Source organism: Mangrovicoccus sp. HB161399 (assembly GCF_013184745.1).
GTDB lineage: Bacteria > Pseudomonadota > Alphaproteobacteria > Rhodobacterales > Rhodobacteraceae > Mangrovicoccus.
On record NZ_JAATVU010000036.1, the window covers coordinates 23111 to 40213 of the forward strand.

The 17103-nt window shown below is 67.1% G+C and carries 14 protein-coding genes and 1 tRNA gene; 4 read left to right on the top strand and 11 right to left on the bottom strand.

All coding sequences use genetic code 11. The annotated features are described in order from the left end of the window. Positions 1–53: 53 nt before the first annotated feature. The 3 genes from HCC78_RS19015 to HCC78_RS19025 all read right to left on the bottom strand — a co-directional run bounded on the left by HCC78_RS19015 (position 54) and on the right by HCC78_RS19025 (position 1304). Positions 54–521 carry a hypothetical protein gene (locus HCC78_RS19015; protein WP_172330370.1) on the bottom strand — a complete coding sequence of 156 codons (468 nt, stop codon included), beginning with the start codon at positions 519–521 and terminating at the stop codon, positions 54–56. Next, on the bottom strand, positions 521–826 hold the full coding sequence (locus HCC78_RS19020; RefSeq protein ID WP_172330371.1) for a hypothetical protein: 306 nt from the start codon (positions 824–826) through the stop codon (positions 521–523). Before HCC78_RS19020 ends, HCC78_RS19015 begins: the two co-directional genes overlap by 1 nt. A gap of 401 nt (positions 827–1227) precedes the next feature. After that, a tRNA-Met gene (locus tag HCC78_RS19025) sits at positions 1228–1304 on the bottom strand. Positions 1305–1514: 210 nt separating this feature from the next. Here HCC78_RS19025 and HCC78_RS19030 point away from each other — a divergent pair. Then, positions 1515–1964 (top strand): universal stress protein, encoded by a 450-nt coding sequence (locus HCC78_RS19030; protein WP_172330372.1) that lies wholly within the window; start codon positions 1515–1517, stop codon positions 1962–1964. Further along, positions 1961–3619 (top strand): BCCT family transporter, encoded by a 1659-nt coding sequence (locus tag HCC78_RS19035; protein WP_172330373.1) that lies wholly within the window; start codon positions 1961–1963, stop codon positions 3617–3619. Before HCC78_RS19030 ends, HCC78_RS19035 begins: the two co-directional genes overlap by 4 nt. A gap of 31 nt (positions 3620–3650) precedes the next feature. Here the strand turns inward: HCC78_RS19035 and HCC78_RS19040 are convergent, their stop codons facing one another. From HCC78_RS19040 to acnA, 5 genes are all read right to left on the bottom strand, one after another. Next, on the bottom strand, positions 3651–4565 hold the full coding sequence (locus HCC78_RS19040) for a patatin-like phospholipase family protein (RefSeq protein WP_172330374.1): 915 nt from the start codon (positions 4563–4565) through the stop codon (positions 3651–3653). 45 nt (positions 4566–4610) lie between these two features. Then, positions 4611–7487 (bottom strand): excinuclease ABC subunit UvrA, encoded by a 2877-nt coding sequence (uvrA, locus tag HCC78_RS19045; protein ID WP_172330375.1) that lies wholly within the window; start codon positions 7485–7487, stop codon positions 4611–4613. Positions 7488–7636: 149 nt separating this feature from the next. After that, positions 7637–8419, bottom strand: a complete 783-nt coding sequence (locus tag HCC78_RS19050) for a peptidoglycan-binding protein (RefSeq protein ID WP_172330376.1) — start codon at positions 8417–8419, stop codon at positions 7637–7639. A gap of 340 nt (positions 8420–8759) precedes the next feature. Then, complete coding sequence (locus HCC78_RS19055; RefSeq protein WP_172330377.1) at positions 8760–9110, bottom strand: hypothetical protein; 351 nt, start codon at positions 9108–9110, stop codon at positions 8760–8762. 149 nt (positions 9111–9259) lie between these two features. Continuing rightward, complete coding sequence (gene acnA, locus HCC78_RS19060) at positions 9260–12010, bottom strand: aconitate hydratase AcnA (protein WP_172330378.1); 2751 nt, start codon at positions 12008–12010, stop codon at positions 9260–9262. Positions 12011–12250: 240 nt separating this feature from the next. On the opposite strand from acnA, the gene HCC78_RS19065 reads away from it, so the two are divergent. After that, entirely contained in the window at positions 12251–12919 is a 669-nt protein-coding gene (locus tag HCC78_RS19065) for a thioredoxin family protein (RefSeq protein ID WP_172330379.1), read from the top strand. 112 nt (positions 12920–13031) lie between these two features. On the opposite strand, the gene HCC78_RS19070 is transcribed toward HCC78_RS19065, so the two are convergent. From HCC78_RS19070 to purB, 3 genes are all read right to left on the bottom strand, one after another. After that, entirely contained in the window at positions 13032–13958 is a 927-nt protein-coding gene (locus HCC78_RS19070) for a lysophospholipid acyltransferase family protein (RefSeq protein WP_172330380.1), read from the bottom strand. A 98-nt stretch (positions 13959–14056) separates the two neighbouring features. Then, positions 14057–15103: a flagellar motor switch protein FliG gene (locus HCC78_RS19075; RefSeq protein ID WP_253949259.1), complete on the bottom strand. Its 1047-nt coding sequence runs from the start codon at positions 15101–15103 to the stop codon at positions 14057–14059. A gap of 169 nt (positions 15104–15272) precedes the next feature. Continuing rightward, positions 15273–16577 carry an adenylosuccinate lyase gene (purB, locus tag HCC78_RS19080; RefSeq protein WP_172330381.1) on the bottom strand — a complete coding sequence of 435 codons (1305 nt, stop codon included), beginning with the start codon at positions 16575–16577 and terminating at the stop codon, positions 15273–15275. Positions 16578–16683: 106 nt separating this feature from the next. On the opposite strand from purB, the gene HCC78_RS19085 reads away from it, so the two are divergent. Then, positions 16684–17100 carry a hypothetical protein gene (locus HCC78_RS19085; protein ID WP_172330382.1) on the top strand — a complete coding sequence of 139 codons (417 nt, stop codon included), beginning with the start codon at positions 16684–16686 and terminating at the stop codon, positions 17098–17100. Positions 17101–17103 lie beyond the last annotated feature (3 nt).

Consider the following 17103-nt stretch of genomic DNA (forward strand, 5'->3'; position numbering starts at 1 on the left):
CTCCTTCGCTCGGCTGGTTCCCGGCGTGCCCGCCGCAGGAACAGTTCGGCAGCTCACCCCTCCCCCTGCTGCGGCGGGGAATTTTTCCGGGGCTTGGCATCGTTGTTCAGCGCGACCGTGGCCTTCAGGAGCATCTCGCCAACCGGGGCGCGCTCTCCCGCATGCTGCGTAACATCGACCGCTGCCCAGAGCACCCCCATGGTCGCCGCCGCCAACTTGCGCAGAGGGGCTTCCATATCTTCGGGGCCAGGCTCCAATCCCTCCGGCTGGGCATAGATGAGCCTGTCCCGCGCCTTGGCGTTGTCCTTGAGGATCTTCGCCAGCTCATCCAGATCGGCAAAGCGTTCGCGGACCGTCCGAGACAGCAGGCCGAGCCGGTCTTCCACGCCCTCATGCGTGTCGATCAGCCCGAGCGTGGCAGCATGATGGACATGCTTCCCGCTTGCCTCGATGCGCAGACTGCTCTGGTCGCGAACCGGTGCAAGCGCAAGCGATGGCTTCATGTGCAGCACCATCTCCATCACGCGCTCGCAGAGCCAGTCGGCTTGCCGTAGCCTGCGCGCCTCGCGCTCTCCACGAGCGCAGCCACGGCCTCCTCCATCGCGTGCGATAACAGGAAGGTCGCAGGCAGGCGATTCCCGCGCGCGCCTTCGCGGTACTTCATGTCTTCGAGCGTGGCGATCCCGCCTGCCCTATAGAGGGACCGCACCGCGTTGTGCGCCCGATGGCAGGCCAAGTCCGGGAGCAGGGGGAACCTGTCCCGCACCCACATTGCCATGTCGCTTTCGAGGACCTGCCGCAATCCGTCGTGCATCCGCTCGCCCACCAGGGGTCCCTTTCACTGCATGCTTCCAGGAGCTCGGCTCGCCCAAAATACCCGCCGCGATCTCCGGGATCGCATTCTCAAGCGCAATAACGCCTTGAGCCACGCGGCCATCGCCGCATCAAGGGTAGTCAACCTGTCGAAGCATCTTCCGGAAAGGGAAGACCTGCCCGTTATTCCGCGCGCATTCCATTTGCCGCGCAAGCGTTGGCCAAGCCTCTGATCCGACGAAAAAATCCTTGGAAGGCCCTGCGAACCTGGCCGCGTTCGACCGAAACAGCCCACGCACCAAATCCTAAAGCGTGCTAAGAACTAGCAGCGCACAGGCACCGTCCGGACCTGAGGCCCATGACAGAAAGGCGACCCAAAGGCCGCCATCGCATTGTGCTTCAACGGGAAGTTTTTGGTAGCGGAGGAGGGACTTGAACCCCCGACACGCGGATTATGATTCCGCTGCTCTAACCAACTGAGCTACTCCGCCAAGGAGTGGCCGCGAGATATTGTGATGCGGCGCAGGGGTCAAGAGGAAAAACCAGACCTCCGGCGAGAAAATTCCGGCACCCTGCCCGTCCCCGCAGGACCGCCTCAGCAACCGGTTTTCCGCCGACGCGAAAATTTGATGGAACCAACGGGCCGGGCTGCGCGTTTTACCATCCCGGGCGCGCGACCCGGGACAGCAACAGGAAGAGAGATGTTCAAGAAAATCTTGGTGCCGGTCGATCTGGCACATCAATCCAGCTTGTCGCGCAGCCTCGAGCTTGCCGCGCGTCTGGCACGCGAGCACGGGGCGACCGCATGGTATGTCGGCGTGACGGCCGACACGCCGGGCAAGCTGGGGCACAGCCCGGCCGAATACGGCAAGCGGCTCGAGGCCTTCGCCGCATCCGAGGCCGAGACACACGGGCACCAGGCGGCCAGCACCGCCTATGTCGCCAACGACCCCGCCGTCGACCTGACCGCGGTCCTGCTCAGGGCCGCCACCGACATCGAGGCGGATCTGATCGTCATGGCCACGCATGGCCCGGCCTTCACCGACCGCATCTGGCCCTCGCACGGCGAGCAGATCGCACGGAGATTCCCCGGCTCCGTCTTCCTCGTCCGCCAGGACCCAATCCACCCTGACGAAAGGACCGCCACGTGAGCGACAACACCGATCCCTCCGTCACTCCGGAAACCGGCATCCCCGAACCCGAGGGCGTAAGCGACCTGATCGACACCGATTACGAGATCGGCCAGGACAACCTGGAGGGCCAGCTCGGCCCGTTCGGCTTCGACATCCACAACCCGGTCTTCGCCGTCTCGGGCCTCGCCATCGTGGCCTTCGTCTTCTACACCCTCGCCCTGCCCGAGCAGGCCGGCAGCCTCTTCTCGGCGATGTTCGACTTCGTCACCAAGGGCTTCGACTGGTTCTTCCTGGGCGCGGCGAACATCTTCGTGATCTTCTGCCTGCTGCTGATCGTGACGCCGCTGGGCAACATCCGGCTCGGCGGCTCCGAGGCCACCCCGGACTACAACTACGTCGGCTGGTTCGCGATGCTCTTCGCCGCGGGCATGGGCATCGGTCTGGTCTTCTACGGCGTGGCCGAGCCGATGAGCCATTTCTCCTCCTCGCTGGGCGGCATCTCCGTGGGCGAGGACGGCGTGCGGACCGACTGGGCGCCGCTCGGCGCGGCCGAGGGCGACGAAGCCGCCGCGATCCGGCTGGGCATGGCGGCGACGATCTTCCACTGGGGGCTGCACCCCTGGGCGATCTACGCCATCGTGGCGCTGGCCCTGGCGCTGTTCTCCTACAACAAGGGCCTGCCGCTGACGATCCGCTCGGCCTTCTACCCGATCCTGGGCGAGCGGGTCTGGGGCTGGCCCGGCCATGTCATCGACATCCTCGCGGTCTTCGCGACGCTCTTCGGCCTGGCCACGTCGCTCGGCTTCGGCGCCACCCAGGCCAATGCCGGCCTGAACGAGCTCTTCGGCATCCCGATCGGCGACACAACCGAAGTGATCCTGATCACCTGCATCACCGCCATCGCGCTGGTGTCGGTCGTGCGCGGCCTCGACGGCGGGGTGAAAATCCTCTCCGAGATCAACATGGTCATCGCCATCGTGCTGCTGCTCTTCGTGCTGCTGGCAGGCTCGACCGTCGCGGTGCTGACCGGCTTCGTCGACTATCTCTGGGCCTATATCGAGTACCTGCCCGCGCTCTCGAACCCGGTCGGGCGCGAGGACGTGAACTTCATGCAGGGCTGGACCTCGTTCTACTGGGCGTGGTGGATCAGCTGGTCGCCCTTCGTCGGCATGTTCATCGCCCGCGTCAGCCGCGGCCGGACGGTGCGCGAATTCATGATCTGCGTGCTGCTGATCCCGTCGCTGGTCTGCGTCCTGTGGATGTCGGTCTTCGGCGGCGTGGCGATCCAGCAGGTGCTCCAGGACGGCTACACCGCTGCGCAGGATGCCGACCTGCCGCTGAAGCTCTTCAAGATGCTGGACCAGCTGCCGCTGGCGGGCATCACTTCGCTGGTGGGCATCGTGCTGGTGATCGTGTTCTTCGTCACCTCCTCGGACTCCGGTTCCCTGGTGATCGACACCATCACCGCGGGCGGCAAGGTCGACGCGCCGGTGCCGCAGCGGGTCTTCTGGGCGGTCTTCGAGGGCGCGGTCGCAATCGTGCTGCTCCTGTCGGCCGGCGGGCTCGGCTCGCTGCAGTCGATGGTGATCTCCACCGGCCTGCCCTTCACAGTCGTGCTGCTGGTGATGTGCGTCGCGATCTGGAAGGGCCTCGCCTCCGAGCGCAGGGCCTGATCCCGGACGGAGGCGCCGCCCGTGCCTCCGTTCACATCCCGGCCAGGGCGCGGATCTCCCCCGCCCGCGCCATCACCGCCCTATGCCCGGCGTCGATTGCCTCCGCCGCCCGGTCGAATTCCAGGATGCCGAGATCGCGCAGCGGCAGCTCCAGCATCAGCTCCGGCGGCGCGGCGGCCAGGCGCATCCGCATGACCGAGGCCGCGACGATGTCCACCGAGGCCCAGACCACGTCCATGTAGTGCGGCGCGGAAGGCCCCGAAGGCAGTGCCGCATCCGGCGCCCCGAGCCAGGCGCCCAGCCCTGCCGCCTGCCCGCCTGCCCTCAAGGGTCCCAGCCACGCCCGGCCCCGCGCCGCCGCGGGCTCCGGCGGCGTCCAGAATCCCGCCGGGCCGAACCCGTTGGGATCCACTGCCAGAACCGGCCCGTCCCCGAGCATGCGGCACCCCGCAACCGGCACCGGATCCGACAGCGCCCCGTCGACCAGCCATTGCCCGCCGTGATGGACCGGAGCCAGGACGCCGGGGATGGAGACCGAGGCGCGCACTGCCGGGCGCAGCGGGCCGCTGGCGAACCAGACAACGCGCCCGGTCCGCAGATCCGTGGCCACCGCGCCGAAGGGCCGCTCCAGCTCCTCGATCCGCTCCGGCAGGCCGAACATGTCCAGGAGCCGCGGGATCTCGTTCCCCGCCACGATGCCGCCGCCCGAGAGGCGCAGATCGACATAGCGCATGAAATTCGTCCGGGTCAGGCCGCGCGCCCAGTCCTCGAAGGCGCCGAGCTGGCCCGCCGCCCAGACCGCGCCGGCCAGCGCGCCCATCGAGCTTCCCGCCACCCGGTCGACGGCAATGCCGAGGTCGTCCAGCGCCCGGAACACGCCGACATGCCCGAAGCCGCGCGCGCCGCCCATGCCGAGCGCCAGCCCCAGCGCGCGCCGTTCAGGCACGCGGACCCTCCCTCTCCCCGCCGGGGAGAGGGCCGGGGAGAGGGGTCATTCGGCCGCCACGCGGCGCGGCTTCAGCATGTCGCGCAGGTAGCGCCCGGTATGGCTGGTCTCGACCTCGGCCACTTCTTCGGGCGTGCCCGCCGCGACCACCGTGCCGCCGCCGTCGCCGCCCTCGGGACCGATGTCGATGATCCAGTCGGCGGTCTTGATCACGTCGAGATTGTGCTCGATCACCACCACCGTGTTGCCCTGCTCCACCAGCTCGTGCAGAACCTCGAGCAGCTTGCGGACGTCCTCGAAATGCAGCCCCGTGGTCGGCTCGTCGAGAATGTAGAGCGTCCGGCCCGTCGAGCGCTTCGACAGCTCCTTCGACAGCTTCACCCGCTGCGCCTCGCCGCCCGACAGCGTCGTCGCCTGCTGGCCGACCTTGATGTAGCCGAGGCCGACCTGCACAAGCGCATCCATCTTCTCGCGGATCGAGGGCACCGCCTTGAAGAAGACCTGGGCATCCTCGACGGTCATGTCCAGCACGTCGGCGATCGACTTGCCCTTGAACTCCACCTCCAGCGTCTCGCGGTTGTAGCGCTTGCCGTGGCAGGTTTCGCAGGTGACGTAGACATCGGGCAGGAAGTGCATCTCGATCTTGATGACGCCGTCGCCCTGGCAGGCCTCGCAGCGCCCGCCCTTGACGTTGAAGCTGAACCGCCCGGGCTTGTAGCCGCGCGCCTGCGCCTCGGGCAGCCCGGCGAACCAGTCGCGGATCGGCGTGAAGGCCCCCGTGTAGGTCGCGGGGTTCGAGCGCGGCGTGCGCCCGATCGGACGCTGGTCGATGTCAATCACCTTGTCGAGATGCTCGAAGCCCTTGATGGTCTCGCACGGGCTCGGCGTCTCGCGGGCGCCGTTGAGCTTCATCGCCGCGTTCTTGTAGAGCGTCTCGATGGTCAGCGTCGACTTGCCGCCGCCCGACACCCCGGTGACGCAGACGAACTTGCCCAGCGGGAATTCGGCGGTCACGTCCTTGAGGTTGTTTCCGCTCGCCTTCACCACGGTCAGCTTCTTGCCGTTGCCCGGACGCCGCTCGGCGGGCACGGCGATCTCGCGGCGGCCGGCAAGATAGTCGCCGGTGATGCTGTCCGGGTTGGCAATGATCTCGGCCGGCGTGCCCGAGGCGATCACCTGCCCGCCATGCACCCCGGCGCCGGGGCCGATGTCGAGCACGTAATCGGCATGGCGGATCGCGTCCTCGTCATGTTCGACCACGATCACCGTGTTGCCCTGGTCGCGCAGGTTCTTCAGCGTGGTCAGCAGCCGGTCGTTGTCGCGCTGGTGCAGGCCGATCGACGGCTCGTCGAGCACGTAGAGCACGCCGGTCAGACCCGAGCCGATCTGCGAGGCCAGACGGATCCGCTGGCTTTCGCCGCCCGAGAGCGTGCCCGCGTTGCGCGACATGGTCAGGTATTCGAGGCCCACATTGTTGAGGAAGCCCAGCCGCTCGCGGATTTCCTTGAGGATGGCGCGGGCGATCTCGTTCTTCTGCTTCGACAGCGCCGCGGGCACGGTGCCGATCCAGTCGAAGGCGTCCTTGATCGACATCTCCACCACTTCGCCGACATGCAGCCCGCCGATCTTCACCGCCAGCGCCTCCTGGCGCAGCCGGTGGCCGCCGCAGGTATGGCAGGGCCGGTTGTTCTGGTAGCGCTCGAATTCCTCGCGCACCCAGTTGCTGTCGGTCTCGCGGTAGCGGCGCTCCATGTTGGGGATCACGCCCTCGAAGACGCGCTCCACCTGGTAGATGCGCCCGCCCTCGTCATAGCGGAAGGGGATTTCCTCGTTGCCCGAGCCGAACAGGAAGATCTGCTGGACATGCTTCGGCAGCTTCTTCCAGGGCAGCTTCTTGTCGAACTCGTAATGCTTGGCGATGGAGTCGATGGTCTGGGTGAAATACGGGCTCTTGCCCTTCCGCCAGGGCGCCAGCGCGCCGTTGTCCAGCGTCAGGGTCTGGTCCGGCACCACCAGCCGCTCGTCGAAGAACAGCTCCACCCCCAGCCCGTCGCAATCCGGGCAGGCGCCGAAGGGCGCGTTGAAGGAGAACAGCCGCGGCTCGATTTCCGGGATGGTGAAGCCCGAGACCGGGCAAGCGAAATTCTCCGAGAAGGTGATGCGTTCCGGCTCGGGCGCGTTGCCCTCGTCATCGGCGCGCGGCGCGGTTTCCAGGATGGCGATGCCCTGCGCCAGGTCCAGCGCGGTGCGCAGGGAGTCCGCCAGCCGCGTCTCCATCCCCTCGCGCACGACGATCCGGTCGACCACGACGTCGATGTCGTGGCGGAACTTCTTGTCCAGCGCCGGCGGCTCGTCCAGCTCGTGGAAGGTGCCGTCGATTTTGACCCGCTGGAAGCCCTGCTTGCGCAGCTCCAGCATCTCCTTGCGGTACTCGCCCTTGCGGTCGCGCACGATGGGAGCCAGCAGGTAGCCGCGGGTGCCCTGCTCCATCTCCATGATGCGGTCGACCATGTCCTGCACCTGCTGCGCTTCGATCGGCAGCCCGGTCGCCGGGGAATAGGGCGTGCCCGCGCGGGCGAAGAGCAGGCGTAGATAGTCGTAGATCTCGGTGACGGTGCCGACGGTGGAGCGCGGGTTCTTCGAGGTGGTCTTCTGCTCGATCGAGATCGCCGGGCTCAGGCCCGAGATGTGGTCGACATCGGGCTTTTCCATCATGTCGAGGAACTGCCGCGCATAGGCCGAGAGGCTCTCGACATAGCGGCGCTGGCCCTCGGCATAGATCGTGTCGAAGGCCAGGCTGGACTTGCCCGAGCCCGACAGGCCGGTGATCACCACCAGCTCGTCGCGGGGGATGTCCACGTCGATGCCCTTGAGGTTGTGCTCCCGCGCGCCCCGGACTTCGATCTTCTTCAACTCGGCCATGCCACACCCTCCGGCTTCAACCCCGGTAAGATAGGCATGTCGCGCTGAGTCTCCAATGGGAAATGCCGAACAAAAAGTGAACCCACGAAGGTTCTCCGGGCTTGGCATGCCGCCCGCCCGGAGAAGGCCGGTCCGCGCCTGCCTGGGGCTCAGGCCATCAGCGCGTTGCTGGTGTGCTGGCCGACGACGCCGTCGACCTTCAGCCCGGCCATGCGCTGGAATTCCATCACCGCCGCCCGCGTGTCGCCGCCGAAGATGCCGTCGACGTCGAGATCCAGTCCGAGCTTCAGGCTGAGCCGGGATTGCAGCTCCTCGACCTCCGGGCCGCGGTCGCCGAAGTCCAGAACCGAGCTGGCGGCGGGACCTGAGACGCCGCCGAACTGGCCCTCGTCGGACCATTTCCGGATCAGCTGCTCGGAGGCCTCGAAATGCATCGCATCCTCGGTGCGGAAGGCCGCCCCCCAGTAGAATCCGTGGCGGATGAAATACTCGTAGACCTCCAGCAGGCCCTTCTGAACGCGGTTGTCGCCGCGCGCGTCGACGCCGCCGCCGAAGGTCAGGTCGATGGCCGTGCCCCAGGAATGGTTGGAAATCGCCGTGCTGGAGCCGCGCACCTTGCGGCAGCAGAGCATCCCCGCCGTGCCGACATCCGCCGCGACCGCAGGCTTGTCGCGCTCGATCTCGGCGAAGACGGTCTTCAGCACGGCGATGGCCGGGATCAGCCCGGTAACGCGGAACGGGCCGACGCTTTCGGTGCGGATCAGGGAAAGGATGCGCGAATTCGTCGGATGGCGGCAATCGGAGCCGTAATTCCCGCGGGGCGAGCCGATCAGCCGGAGCATGGTGGAGTTGCGCGCGCTGCGCAGGTCGCCGTTGATCGTCCGGCGGTCGATGCTCAGGTCGCGGAATTGGACTGTGCTGTCAAAAGGCATTGAAAAAATCTCCTGTCTTCAAAATACGCGGAAGCTACCACATCCACGCCATTAACGCCAGGTAAATCATCTGGCATCAAGACGGCGCCGTCATGCCGTGGCCGACCACCCGACCGCATGATAGCTCCCGCCGCCCGGGTGCGCCCGGCGAAATCCGGCAGGAAAGCCGGGAGCCGGACCATCGGGCAATGCCTGCAATCCGCCTTCCCTCATGTCAGCGCACTGATCCGGACATGCGAATGCCGGCAGGGGCCCGGCCGGCCCTGCATCTCGACAACCGAAAAGTGCGGCCGCGGGTCAGCGCCGTTTCCCGGCCCTGCCCCTCCCGGCCGCCGTCACCTCATGCGAGAGCCGGATCGACCACGTAGCGGCGGCCGTTGATTTCCACCGCCCCTGCGCGCATCTCCATCTGCTCCGCATTGGCCGAGCGCTTGCCGGTCAGGGTCACTTCTGCGCCCTCGGCCAGCATGTCGCTTGCCGGACCCTGCGGTCCGGCAAGCACGGCCGTCCACATCTGGCCGTCGGCCTCGACGCTCAGGATGCCGTCAGGGGCAACCCGGTGGGCATCGGCAACGATGCCGGTCAGTTCGAATTGTCCGTCTTCTCTCCAGCGGCTGCCGTGACGGTCCAGGGCGGGCCGTCCGGTAAGGGTCGCGGCAAGGTCCGCGAAGCTGTGGCGGGCATGGTGCATATCGCCGTCCTCCGTCTGATCCGGGAGACACCCTAGCCCGATTCCCCGGAGGATTTCCCCTGAAATTGCCGTGAGGCCGCAGAGACGGAAAAGGCCCGCCGGTGCCGGCGGGCCTGTCGCTGTCCTTTTTCAGGGCGTCCGCCCGGAGATCACGACGCCCTGGCGAGGTTGCGCAGCACGTAGTGCAGCACGCCGCCATTCTCGATGTACTCGATCTCAACCCCGGTATCGATCCGGCATTTCAGCGTGATCGTCTTGGCCGTGCCATCCTTGAAGGTGATCTCGCAGGGCACTTCCTGCAGCGGCTTCACGCCGACGAGCCCCTTGATCGACACCGTCTCGTCGCCGGTGAGACCCAGCGTCTTGCGGGTGTCGCCGCCGGTGAACTCGAAGGGAATGACGCCCATGCCGACCAGGTTGGAGCGGTGGATGCGCTCGAAGCTCTCCGCGATCACCGCCTTGACGCCCAGCAGCGCCGTGCCCTTGGCCGCCCAGTCGCGCGAGGAACCCGCGCCGTACTGCTCGCCGCCGAAGATCACCAGCGGGGTACCCTCATCCTGATAGGCCATGGCCGCATCGAAGATCGACGTCTGCTCGCCGTCGGGGCCCTTGGTGTAGCCGCCCTCGACCCCGTCCAGCATCTCGTTCTTGATGCGGATGTTGGCGAAGGTGCCGCGCATCATGACCTCGTGGTTGCCGCGGCGGCTGCCATAGGAGTTGAACTCCCGCGGGGCGACCTGGCGTTCGGTCAGGTACTTGCCGGCCGGGGTGGATTCCTTGAAGGAGCCCGCCGGCGAGATGTGGTCGGTGGTGATCATGTCGCCCAGCACCGCCAGGACCTTGGCGCCCTCCAGATCGGTGATCGGATGGGTCTCCATGGTCATGCCCTGGAAATAGGGCGGGTTCTGGATGTAGGTCGAGCTCGGCGGCCAGTCATAGGTCTTGGCGTCGGTCGTCTCCACCGCCTGCCATTTCTCGTCGCCCTTGAACACGTCGGAGTATTTCGACTGGAACGCCTCGCGGGTGACCACCTTGTCGACCAGTTCGGCGATTTCCGCGTCGGTCGGCCAGATATCCTTTAGATAGACCGGCTTGCCGTCCGGGGTCTCGGCGATCGGATCCTTGACGAGGTCGATGTTCATGTCGCCCGCCAGAGCATAGGCGACGACAAGCGGCGGCGAAGCCAGGTAGTTGGCGCGCACGTCCGGGGAGATCCGGCCCTCGAAGTTGCGGTTGCCCGACAGGACCGCGGTGGCGATCAGGTCATTGTCGTTGATCGACTTGGAGATCTCCGGCTGAAGCGGACCCGAGTTGCCGATGCAGGTGGTGCAGCCGTAGCCCACCAGGTTGAAGCCGACCGCGTCGAGGTCCTCCTGGAGGCCCGCCGCTTCCAGATAGTCGGTCACGACCTGCGAGCCGGGGGCCAGCGAGGTCTTGACCCAGGGCTTGCGGTTCAGGCCGAGTTCGCGCGCCTTGCGGGCGACGAGACCGGCGCCGATCAGCACATAGGGGTTCGAGGTGTTGGTGCAGGAGGTGATCGAGGCGATGACGACCGAGCCGTCCTTCAGCTCGTATTCCTCGCCCCCGACCTTGGCGGTCTTGATCAGCGGCCGCTCGGCGACGATCGTGTCGCCCTCGGCCGCCATTTCCTCCGCCGCGCCGGAAATGTCGATGCCGCGGAAGCCCGCGACAACCTTCCGGAAGGCGGAGCCCGCGCCGGCGAGCGGCAGGAAGTCCTGCGGCCGCTTCGGACCGGAAATCGCCGGAACGATGGTGCCCATGTCGAGTTCCAGCGTCGAGGTGTAGACCGGATCGTAGTCCGGACCGCGCCAGAAGCCGTTTTCCTTGGCATAGGCCTCGACCAGCGCGATGCGTTCCTCGTCGCGGCCCGTGGTGCGCATGTAGCGCAGGGTCTCGTCGTCGATCGGGAAGAAGCCGCAGGTCGCGCCGTATTCAGGCGCCATGTTGGCGATGGTGGCGCGCTGCGCCAGCGGCAGGTTGTCGAGGCCGGGGCCATAGAATTCGACGAATTTCGACACCACGCCGTGCTTGCGCAGCATCTCGACGACCTTCAGCACCAAGTCGGTGCCGGTGGTGCCCTCGACCATCGCTCCGGTCAGCTTGAAGCCGACGACTTCGGGGATGAGCATCGAGATCGGCTGGCCCAGCATGGCCGCCTCGGCCTCGATGCCGCCCACGCCCCAGCCCAGCACGGCCGCGCCGTTGACCATGGTCGTGTGGCTGTCAGTGCCGACCAGCGTGTCGGGATAGGCGACGGTCTCGCCGTTCTGGTCCTCGTCGGTCCAGACGGTCTGGGCGAGGTATTCGAGGTTCACCTGGTGGCAGATGCCGGTGCCCGGGGGAACGACGCGGAAGTTGTTGAAGGCCTTCTGTCCCCATTTGAGGAAGACATAGCGCTCCATGTTGCGCTCGTATTCGCGGTCCACGTTCATCTGGAAGGCCCGCGGATTGCCGAACTCGTCGATCATCACCGAGTGGTCGATCACCAGGTCGACCGGGTTCAGCGGGTTGATCTTGTCCGGATCGCCGCCGAGCGCCACGATCCCGTCGCGCATCGCCGCGAGGTCGACCACGGCCGGAACGCCGGTGAAGTCCTGCATCAGCACGCGCGCCGGGCGGTAGGCGATCTCGCGCGGGTTCTGGCCGCCATTGGCGCCCCATTCCGCGAAGGCCTTGATGTCCTCGACGGAGACGGTGCGGCCGCCATCCTCGAAGCGCAGCATGTTTTCGAGGACCACCTTCAGGGCCGCGGGAAGCTTGGAGAAATCGCCCAGCCCCGCCGCCTCTGCCGCGGGGATCGAATAATAGGCGATGCTGCTGCCGCCGACCGCAAGGGTCTTGCGGGTCTTTGAGCTGTCGTTGCCAACTTGAATGGTCATGGGGTCATGCCTTCCAATAAAGTGGGTCCATGCACGGACGGTATGTATCCTTTGACCTCGGTCCGGCAAGGGGGTGCGGCCTTTTGCATACCGTTGCATGCAAAAAAACTGCGTCGCGCGCAACACTCGCAATTTCTCTCTCAAAAGGGTGATTGGCGCGGCGTAGGTCGATGGCCTATCCCTTCCTTGTACTGGCGGACGAACGGGACAGAGATGCGACATATCATCGGTGCGACCTGCATGAGCTTGACCCTTGCGGGACTCCCTGCAGCCGCGGATCCGGTGGTGGTTCTGGAACTCTACACCTCGCAGGGCTGCTCGGCCTGCCCGCCGGCGGACGAACTGCTCAACGAACTGGCGGACGAGGACGGCGTGCTCGCCTTCTCCTTCCACGTCGATTACTGGGACTATATCGGCTGGACCGACACGTTCGGCAGCCGCGAGAACGGCCAGCGCCAGAAGGTCTATGCCAAGGGCTTCGGCGAACGGATGGTCTACACCCCGCAGCTGGTGATCCAGGGCCAGGCCGCGATGGTCGGCCACAAGGCCGAGAAAATCGAGGCGATGATCCAGAAGCTGCGCGGCCACAAGCCCGAGGCGCGCCTCGACGCGGTGCGCGACGGCGACATGGTGCGCGTGACCGTAGCCCCGATCGCCCAGCCCGCGGCGGCTTCCGAGCTCTATCTGGTGCGCTACCAGCCCGAAGCGACGGTGAAGATCGGCAAGGGCGAGAATGCCGGGCGCGAGATCACCTATTCGAACATCGTCACCGACTGGCACCTGGCCGAGTACTGGGACGGCAGCAGCCCCGAGGAATACGACCTGCCGGTGATGGGCGACCAGCCGGTGGCCGTGCTGCTGCAGAGGCGCGGCCAGGGCCCCGTGGTCGCCGCCGCCCTCGCCCGCTGAGCCGCGGCACCATCCCCCATCTTCCGGCGGCCTGCCGTTGCAGGTTCCCCTACCGGCACGGCGGGCCCGGCTGAACGCCCCGCATCGGCCCCTGCCCGCAGGCCTGTGCCGGTCAGCTGTCCGCGGCGGCGGCCTTCGCCCGCTGGCGCGCCGCTCGCTTCGCCTGGCGCTCGGGCTTCCAGCGGCGGTGGATCCACAGCCACTGGTCCATGTTCTGCCGGATCCGCGCCTCCAGGCTGTCATTCAGCGCCTGGGTCATGGTCCTCGCATCGGAATGCGGCACCGGCTCCTCGACCACCAGGTCGAAACCGCCGTCGCCGCGGCGGATGCCGTAGACCGGCACCAGAAGCGCGCGGTATTTCAGCGCCATCTCCGCCGCCGACATTGCCGTCGGCGCGGGCTGGCCGAAGAACTGCAGGATCTCGCCCTTGTTGACGTACTGGTCGGGCAGGATCGCCACCGCATTTCCCTGGCGAAGGAAGCGGATCATCCGCGCCAGACCGGAGCGGCCGCGCGGGAAGATCGGCGCCGCGATGGCCTCCAGCATGGCAAGGAAATCGGCGTCCAGCGCCTCGTCGTTCAGCGGCCGGTAGATCGCGCCGATCTGGTGGCCGCGCATCGCCATCGCCCCGCGCATCGCGTCGAAATTGCCGAAATGGCCCGAAACCACGATGACCGGCCGTCCTTCCGCCCTGGCAGCGTCCAGTGCCGCCACGCCCGGCCCTGTGAAAGGCTCGTCCCGGATCAGGTCGAGAAAGTCCTGCCCGGCCGCCAGCTCGGTCAGCATCCGGCCGACATTCGCGGGCACGCGCCGCATCAGGCGCTTCACCTCGGCTTCGGGCAGATCCGGCATGACATGGGCGAGGTTCGCGCGGATCCGCGCGCGGTAGCCTGCGACCGGCGCCACGACCCAGGCCATCAGCGCCGCCACCACGCGGCAGCGCAGCCGGAACGGCAGGATGCGCGGCCAGGTCGTCAGCGCCCGGATCGCCGCCGCCTCGAGTGCGGCCTGCCTTTCGGATTTCGTCTTCTTCGCCATGGACCTACTCCGTGCTGACAGCGGGGCTGTCCCGGGCAGGTCTTAACGGGGATCTCCCCGGCCGGCAATCGCGGGGCGGCCGGGCGGCGGGGACAGGCCTATTCCTCGTCATCCTCCTCGTCGCCGAGCAGCAGCAGCTCTCCGGCCGCTTCCATCTCCCGGATGGCGGCGACGATGTTGCCCATCGCCTCCTCGGCGTCCTTGGCCTTCACCTTGCCGAGCTCGTTGACCTCGTCGCGCAGCGCCTGGGCCATGCGCTGGGACATGTTGTCGAGGATGAATTCCCCGGCCTTGGCGTCGTTGCCCTGCGCCCCGCCGAGCGCCGTCACCAGCACCGACTGGTCGACCGCGCGGGTGATCTTCGGGATGTCGCGCGGGTCGATCCGGGTGGGAATGTTGGAGAAGGTGAAGATCGCCTTGCGGACCTCCTCGGCGAAACCCGCGTCCTTTTCCTCCAGCCCTTCGAGCACGTCGTCGCGGGTCAGCGCAGCGGTCGAGTTCAGGATCGCGCCGACGCGCTGCACCGGCCCGTCGCTGAAGGCCATGGCCGGCTTCGAAGCCAGCTGGGTGGCAATCGCCGTGCCGATGGTCTGAACGGTTTCGGGATCGATGCCGGTGGTCTGGGAAATGGCGAAGGCGATCCGCCTGGCCTTGGGACCTTCCATCTTGCCGAGAATTTCCGCCGCCTTGGGCACCGGCAGCTTCGACAGGATCACGGCCGCGACTTCCTCGGCCTCGCCGTCCATCACCTCGACCAGCCGCTCGGTTTCCAGCCCCTGGATCGCGCCCCAGGGATCCTTGTGGATCGGAACGCCGGCCTGCTTGCGGATGCGCGCGGCCGTCGAGGGGCTGATCATGCCGTCGAGCGCGTCGAGCGCGCCCGCCAGGCCGCCGGGAAAGGTCATGCCGACGGAGCCCAGCTCCTCGAGGAATTCCTCGATCACCTCGTCCAGCGTGGCGGAGTCGATCTGCCGGATGGCGCCCATCTCGTGGGTCAGCTCTTCCTGCAGCGATTCGGGCAGCTCGGCGAGCTGCAGCTCCGCGCCCTCCTGCATCAGCACGCGCACGATGATCGCCGCCTTGCGCTTCTGCGTGAGCTCGGGCGCAGGGCTGCTGGAGCGGACGAAAGATGGCATCTGGCTCATGGGACGACCTCCGACTTCTGCCGACGCGGCCACCTTTATGGAGCGGGCTTAAGGGCGGGTTTACGGCACTCCGCCCGATCAGGAATTGTTACCGGCCGCCGGAGCGGCGCGGGCCCCGGCACAGGGCCCGCGGAACCGGCGCCGGAAATCCCGGCACCAGCGCGGCGGCTCAGCTGCCGAAGACGCGCGCGAAGATCGTGTCGACGTGCTTGGTGTGGTAGCCGAGGTCGAATTTCTCCTCGATCTCGGCCGGGCTCAGCGCCGCAGTCACCTCTGCATCGCCGAGAAGCTCGGTCTTGAAGTCCTTGCCTTCTTCCCAGACCTTCATCGCGTTGCGCTGCACCAGGCGATAGGCGTCCTCGCGGCTCACGCCCGCCTGGGTCAGTGCCAGGAGCACGCGCTGCGACATCACCAGGCCGCGGAACTTGTTCATGTTGGCCAGCATGTTGTCCGGATAGACCACCAGCTTGTCGATCACCGTGGTCAGGCGCGACAGCGCGAAGTCCAGCGTCACGGTGGTGTCGGGGCCAATGTTGCGCTCCACCGAGCTGTGCGAGATGTCGCGCTCGTGCCACAGCGCCACGTTCTCCATCGCCGGAACGACGGCCATGCGCACGAGCCGCGCCAGGCCGGTGAGGTTCTCGGTCAGGACCGGGTTGCGCTTGTGCGGCATGGCCGAGCTGCCCTTCTGGCCCTTGGAGAAGAACTCCTCGGCTTCCAGCACCTCGGTGCGCTGCATGTGGCGGATCTCGGTGGCGACGTTCTCGATGGACGAAGCCACGACGCCCAGCGCGGCGAAGAAGGCGGCATGGCGGTCGCGCGGGATCACCTGGGTGGAGATCGGCTCGGGCTTCAGGCCCATCTTGGCGCAGACATGCTCCTCGACGGCCGGGTCGATATTGGCGAAGGTGCCGACCGCGCCGGAGATCGCGCCGGTGGCGATCTCGTCGCGCGCCACCTGGAGGCGGGTCTTGTTGCGGTCCATCTCGGCGTAGAAGCGCGCGAAGGTCAGGCCCATCGTGGTGGGTTCCGCATGGATGCCGTGGCTGCGGCCGATGCGGACGGTGTCCTTGTGCTCGAAGGCACGGCGCTTCAGCGCGTCCAGCAGCTTGTCCATGTCGGCCAGCAGGATGTCGGCGGCGCGCACCAGCTGGACGTTGAAAGTGGTGTCCAGCACGTCCGAGGAGGTCATGCCCTGATGGACGAAGCGCGCCTCGTCATTGCCGATGATCTCGGCCAGGTGGGTCAGGAAGGCGATCACGTCATGCTTGGTGACGGCCTCGATCTCGTCGATCCGGGCGACGTTGAAATCCACGTCCTTCGCCTTCCAGACGGCCGCCGCGTTTTCCTTCGGGATCACGCCCAGTTCGGCTTGCGCATCGCAGGCATGGGCTTCAATCTCGTACCAGATGCGGAACTTGGTCTCCGGGGACCAGATGGCAACCATGTCGGGACGGGAATAGCGTGGGATCATCGTCGGACCTTTCCTGCGGCTTGGCGCCCCGCCCATACGGGCAAGCGCGCGGCGACGCAAGCCTGCCCGCGGCGGATCGCCTCTCCGGCGCGCAGGGAGCCGCGCCATGAGCGGCTTCGCCCTCGGCGGCATGCGGGACCTTGCAGGCAACGTCACCACGCTCAACTGGATCAAGCCCGGCGCCGAGCGCGATACCGAGGCCTGCCTCGGCTACGCGCAGGGGCGGTTGGCGCGCGGCTACTGGATCGCGCTGATGACGGTGCTGCCGACCCCGGCGGATTTCGAGTTCGACGGCACCACGCTGCGCTCGGGCGGCAGGCTGGGGCTGCCGCAGCGCTCTGCCGCGGCCGAAGACGCCCGTCCCCGCGTGCATGACCTGATCCTCGAAGAGCGCGGCCGGCCCGCCTATGTGGCCCTGCAGAAGGGCGCGCTGGCCAGGCAGGCAGTGACGGGCGCGGCCCGGCTGGCAAAGGTGCTGCCCGAGATCCGCCATGACGGCCGGCCGACGGCGGCAGGGCAGTAACCG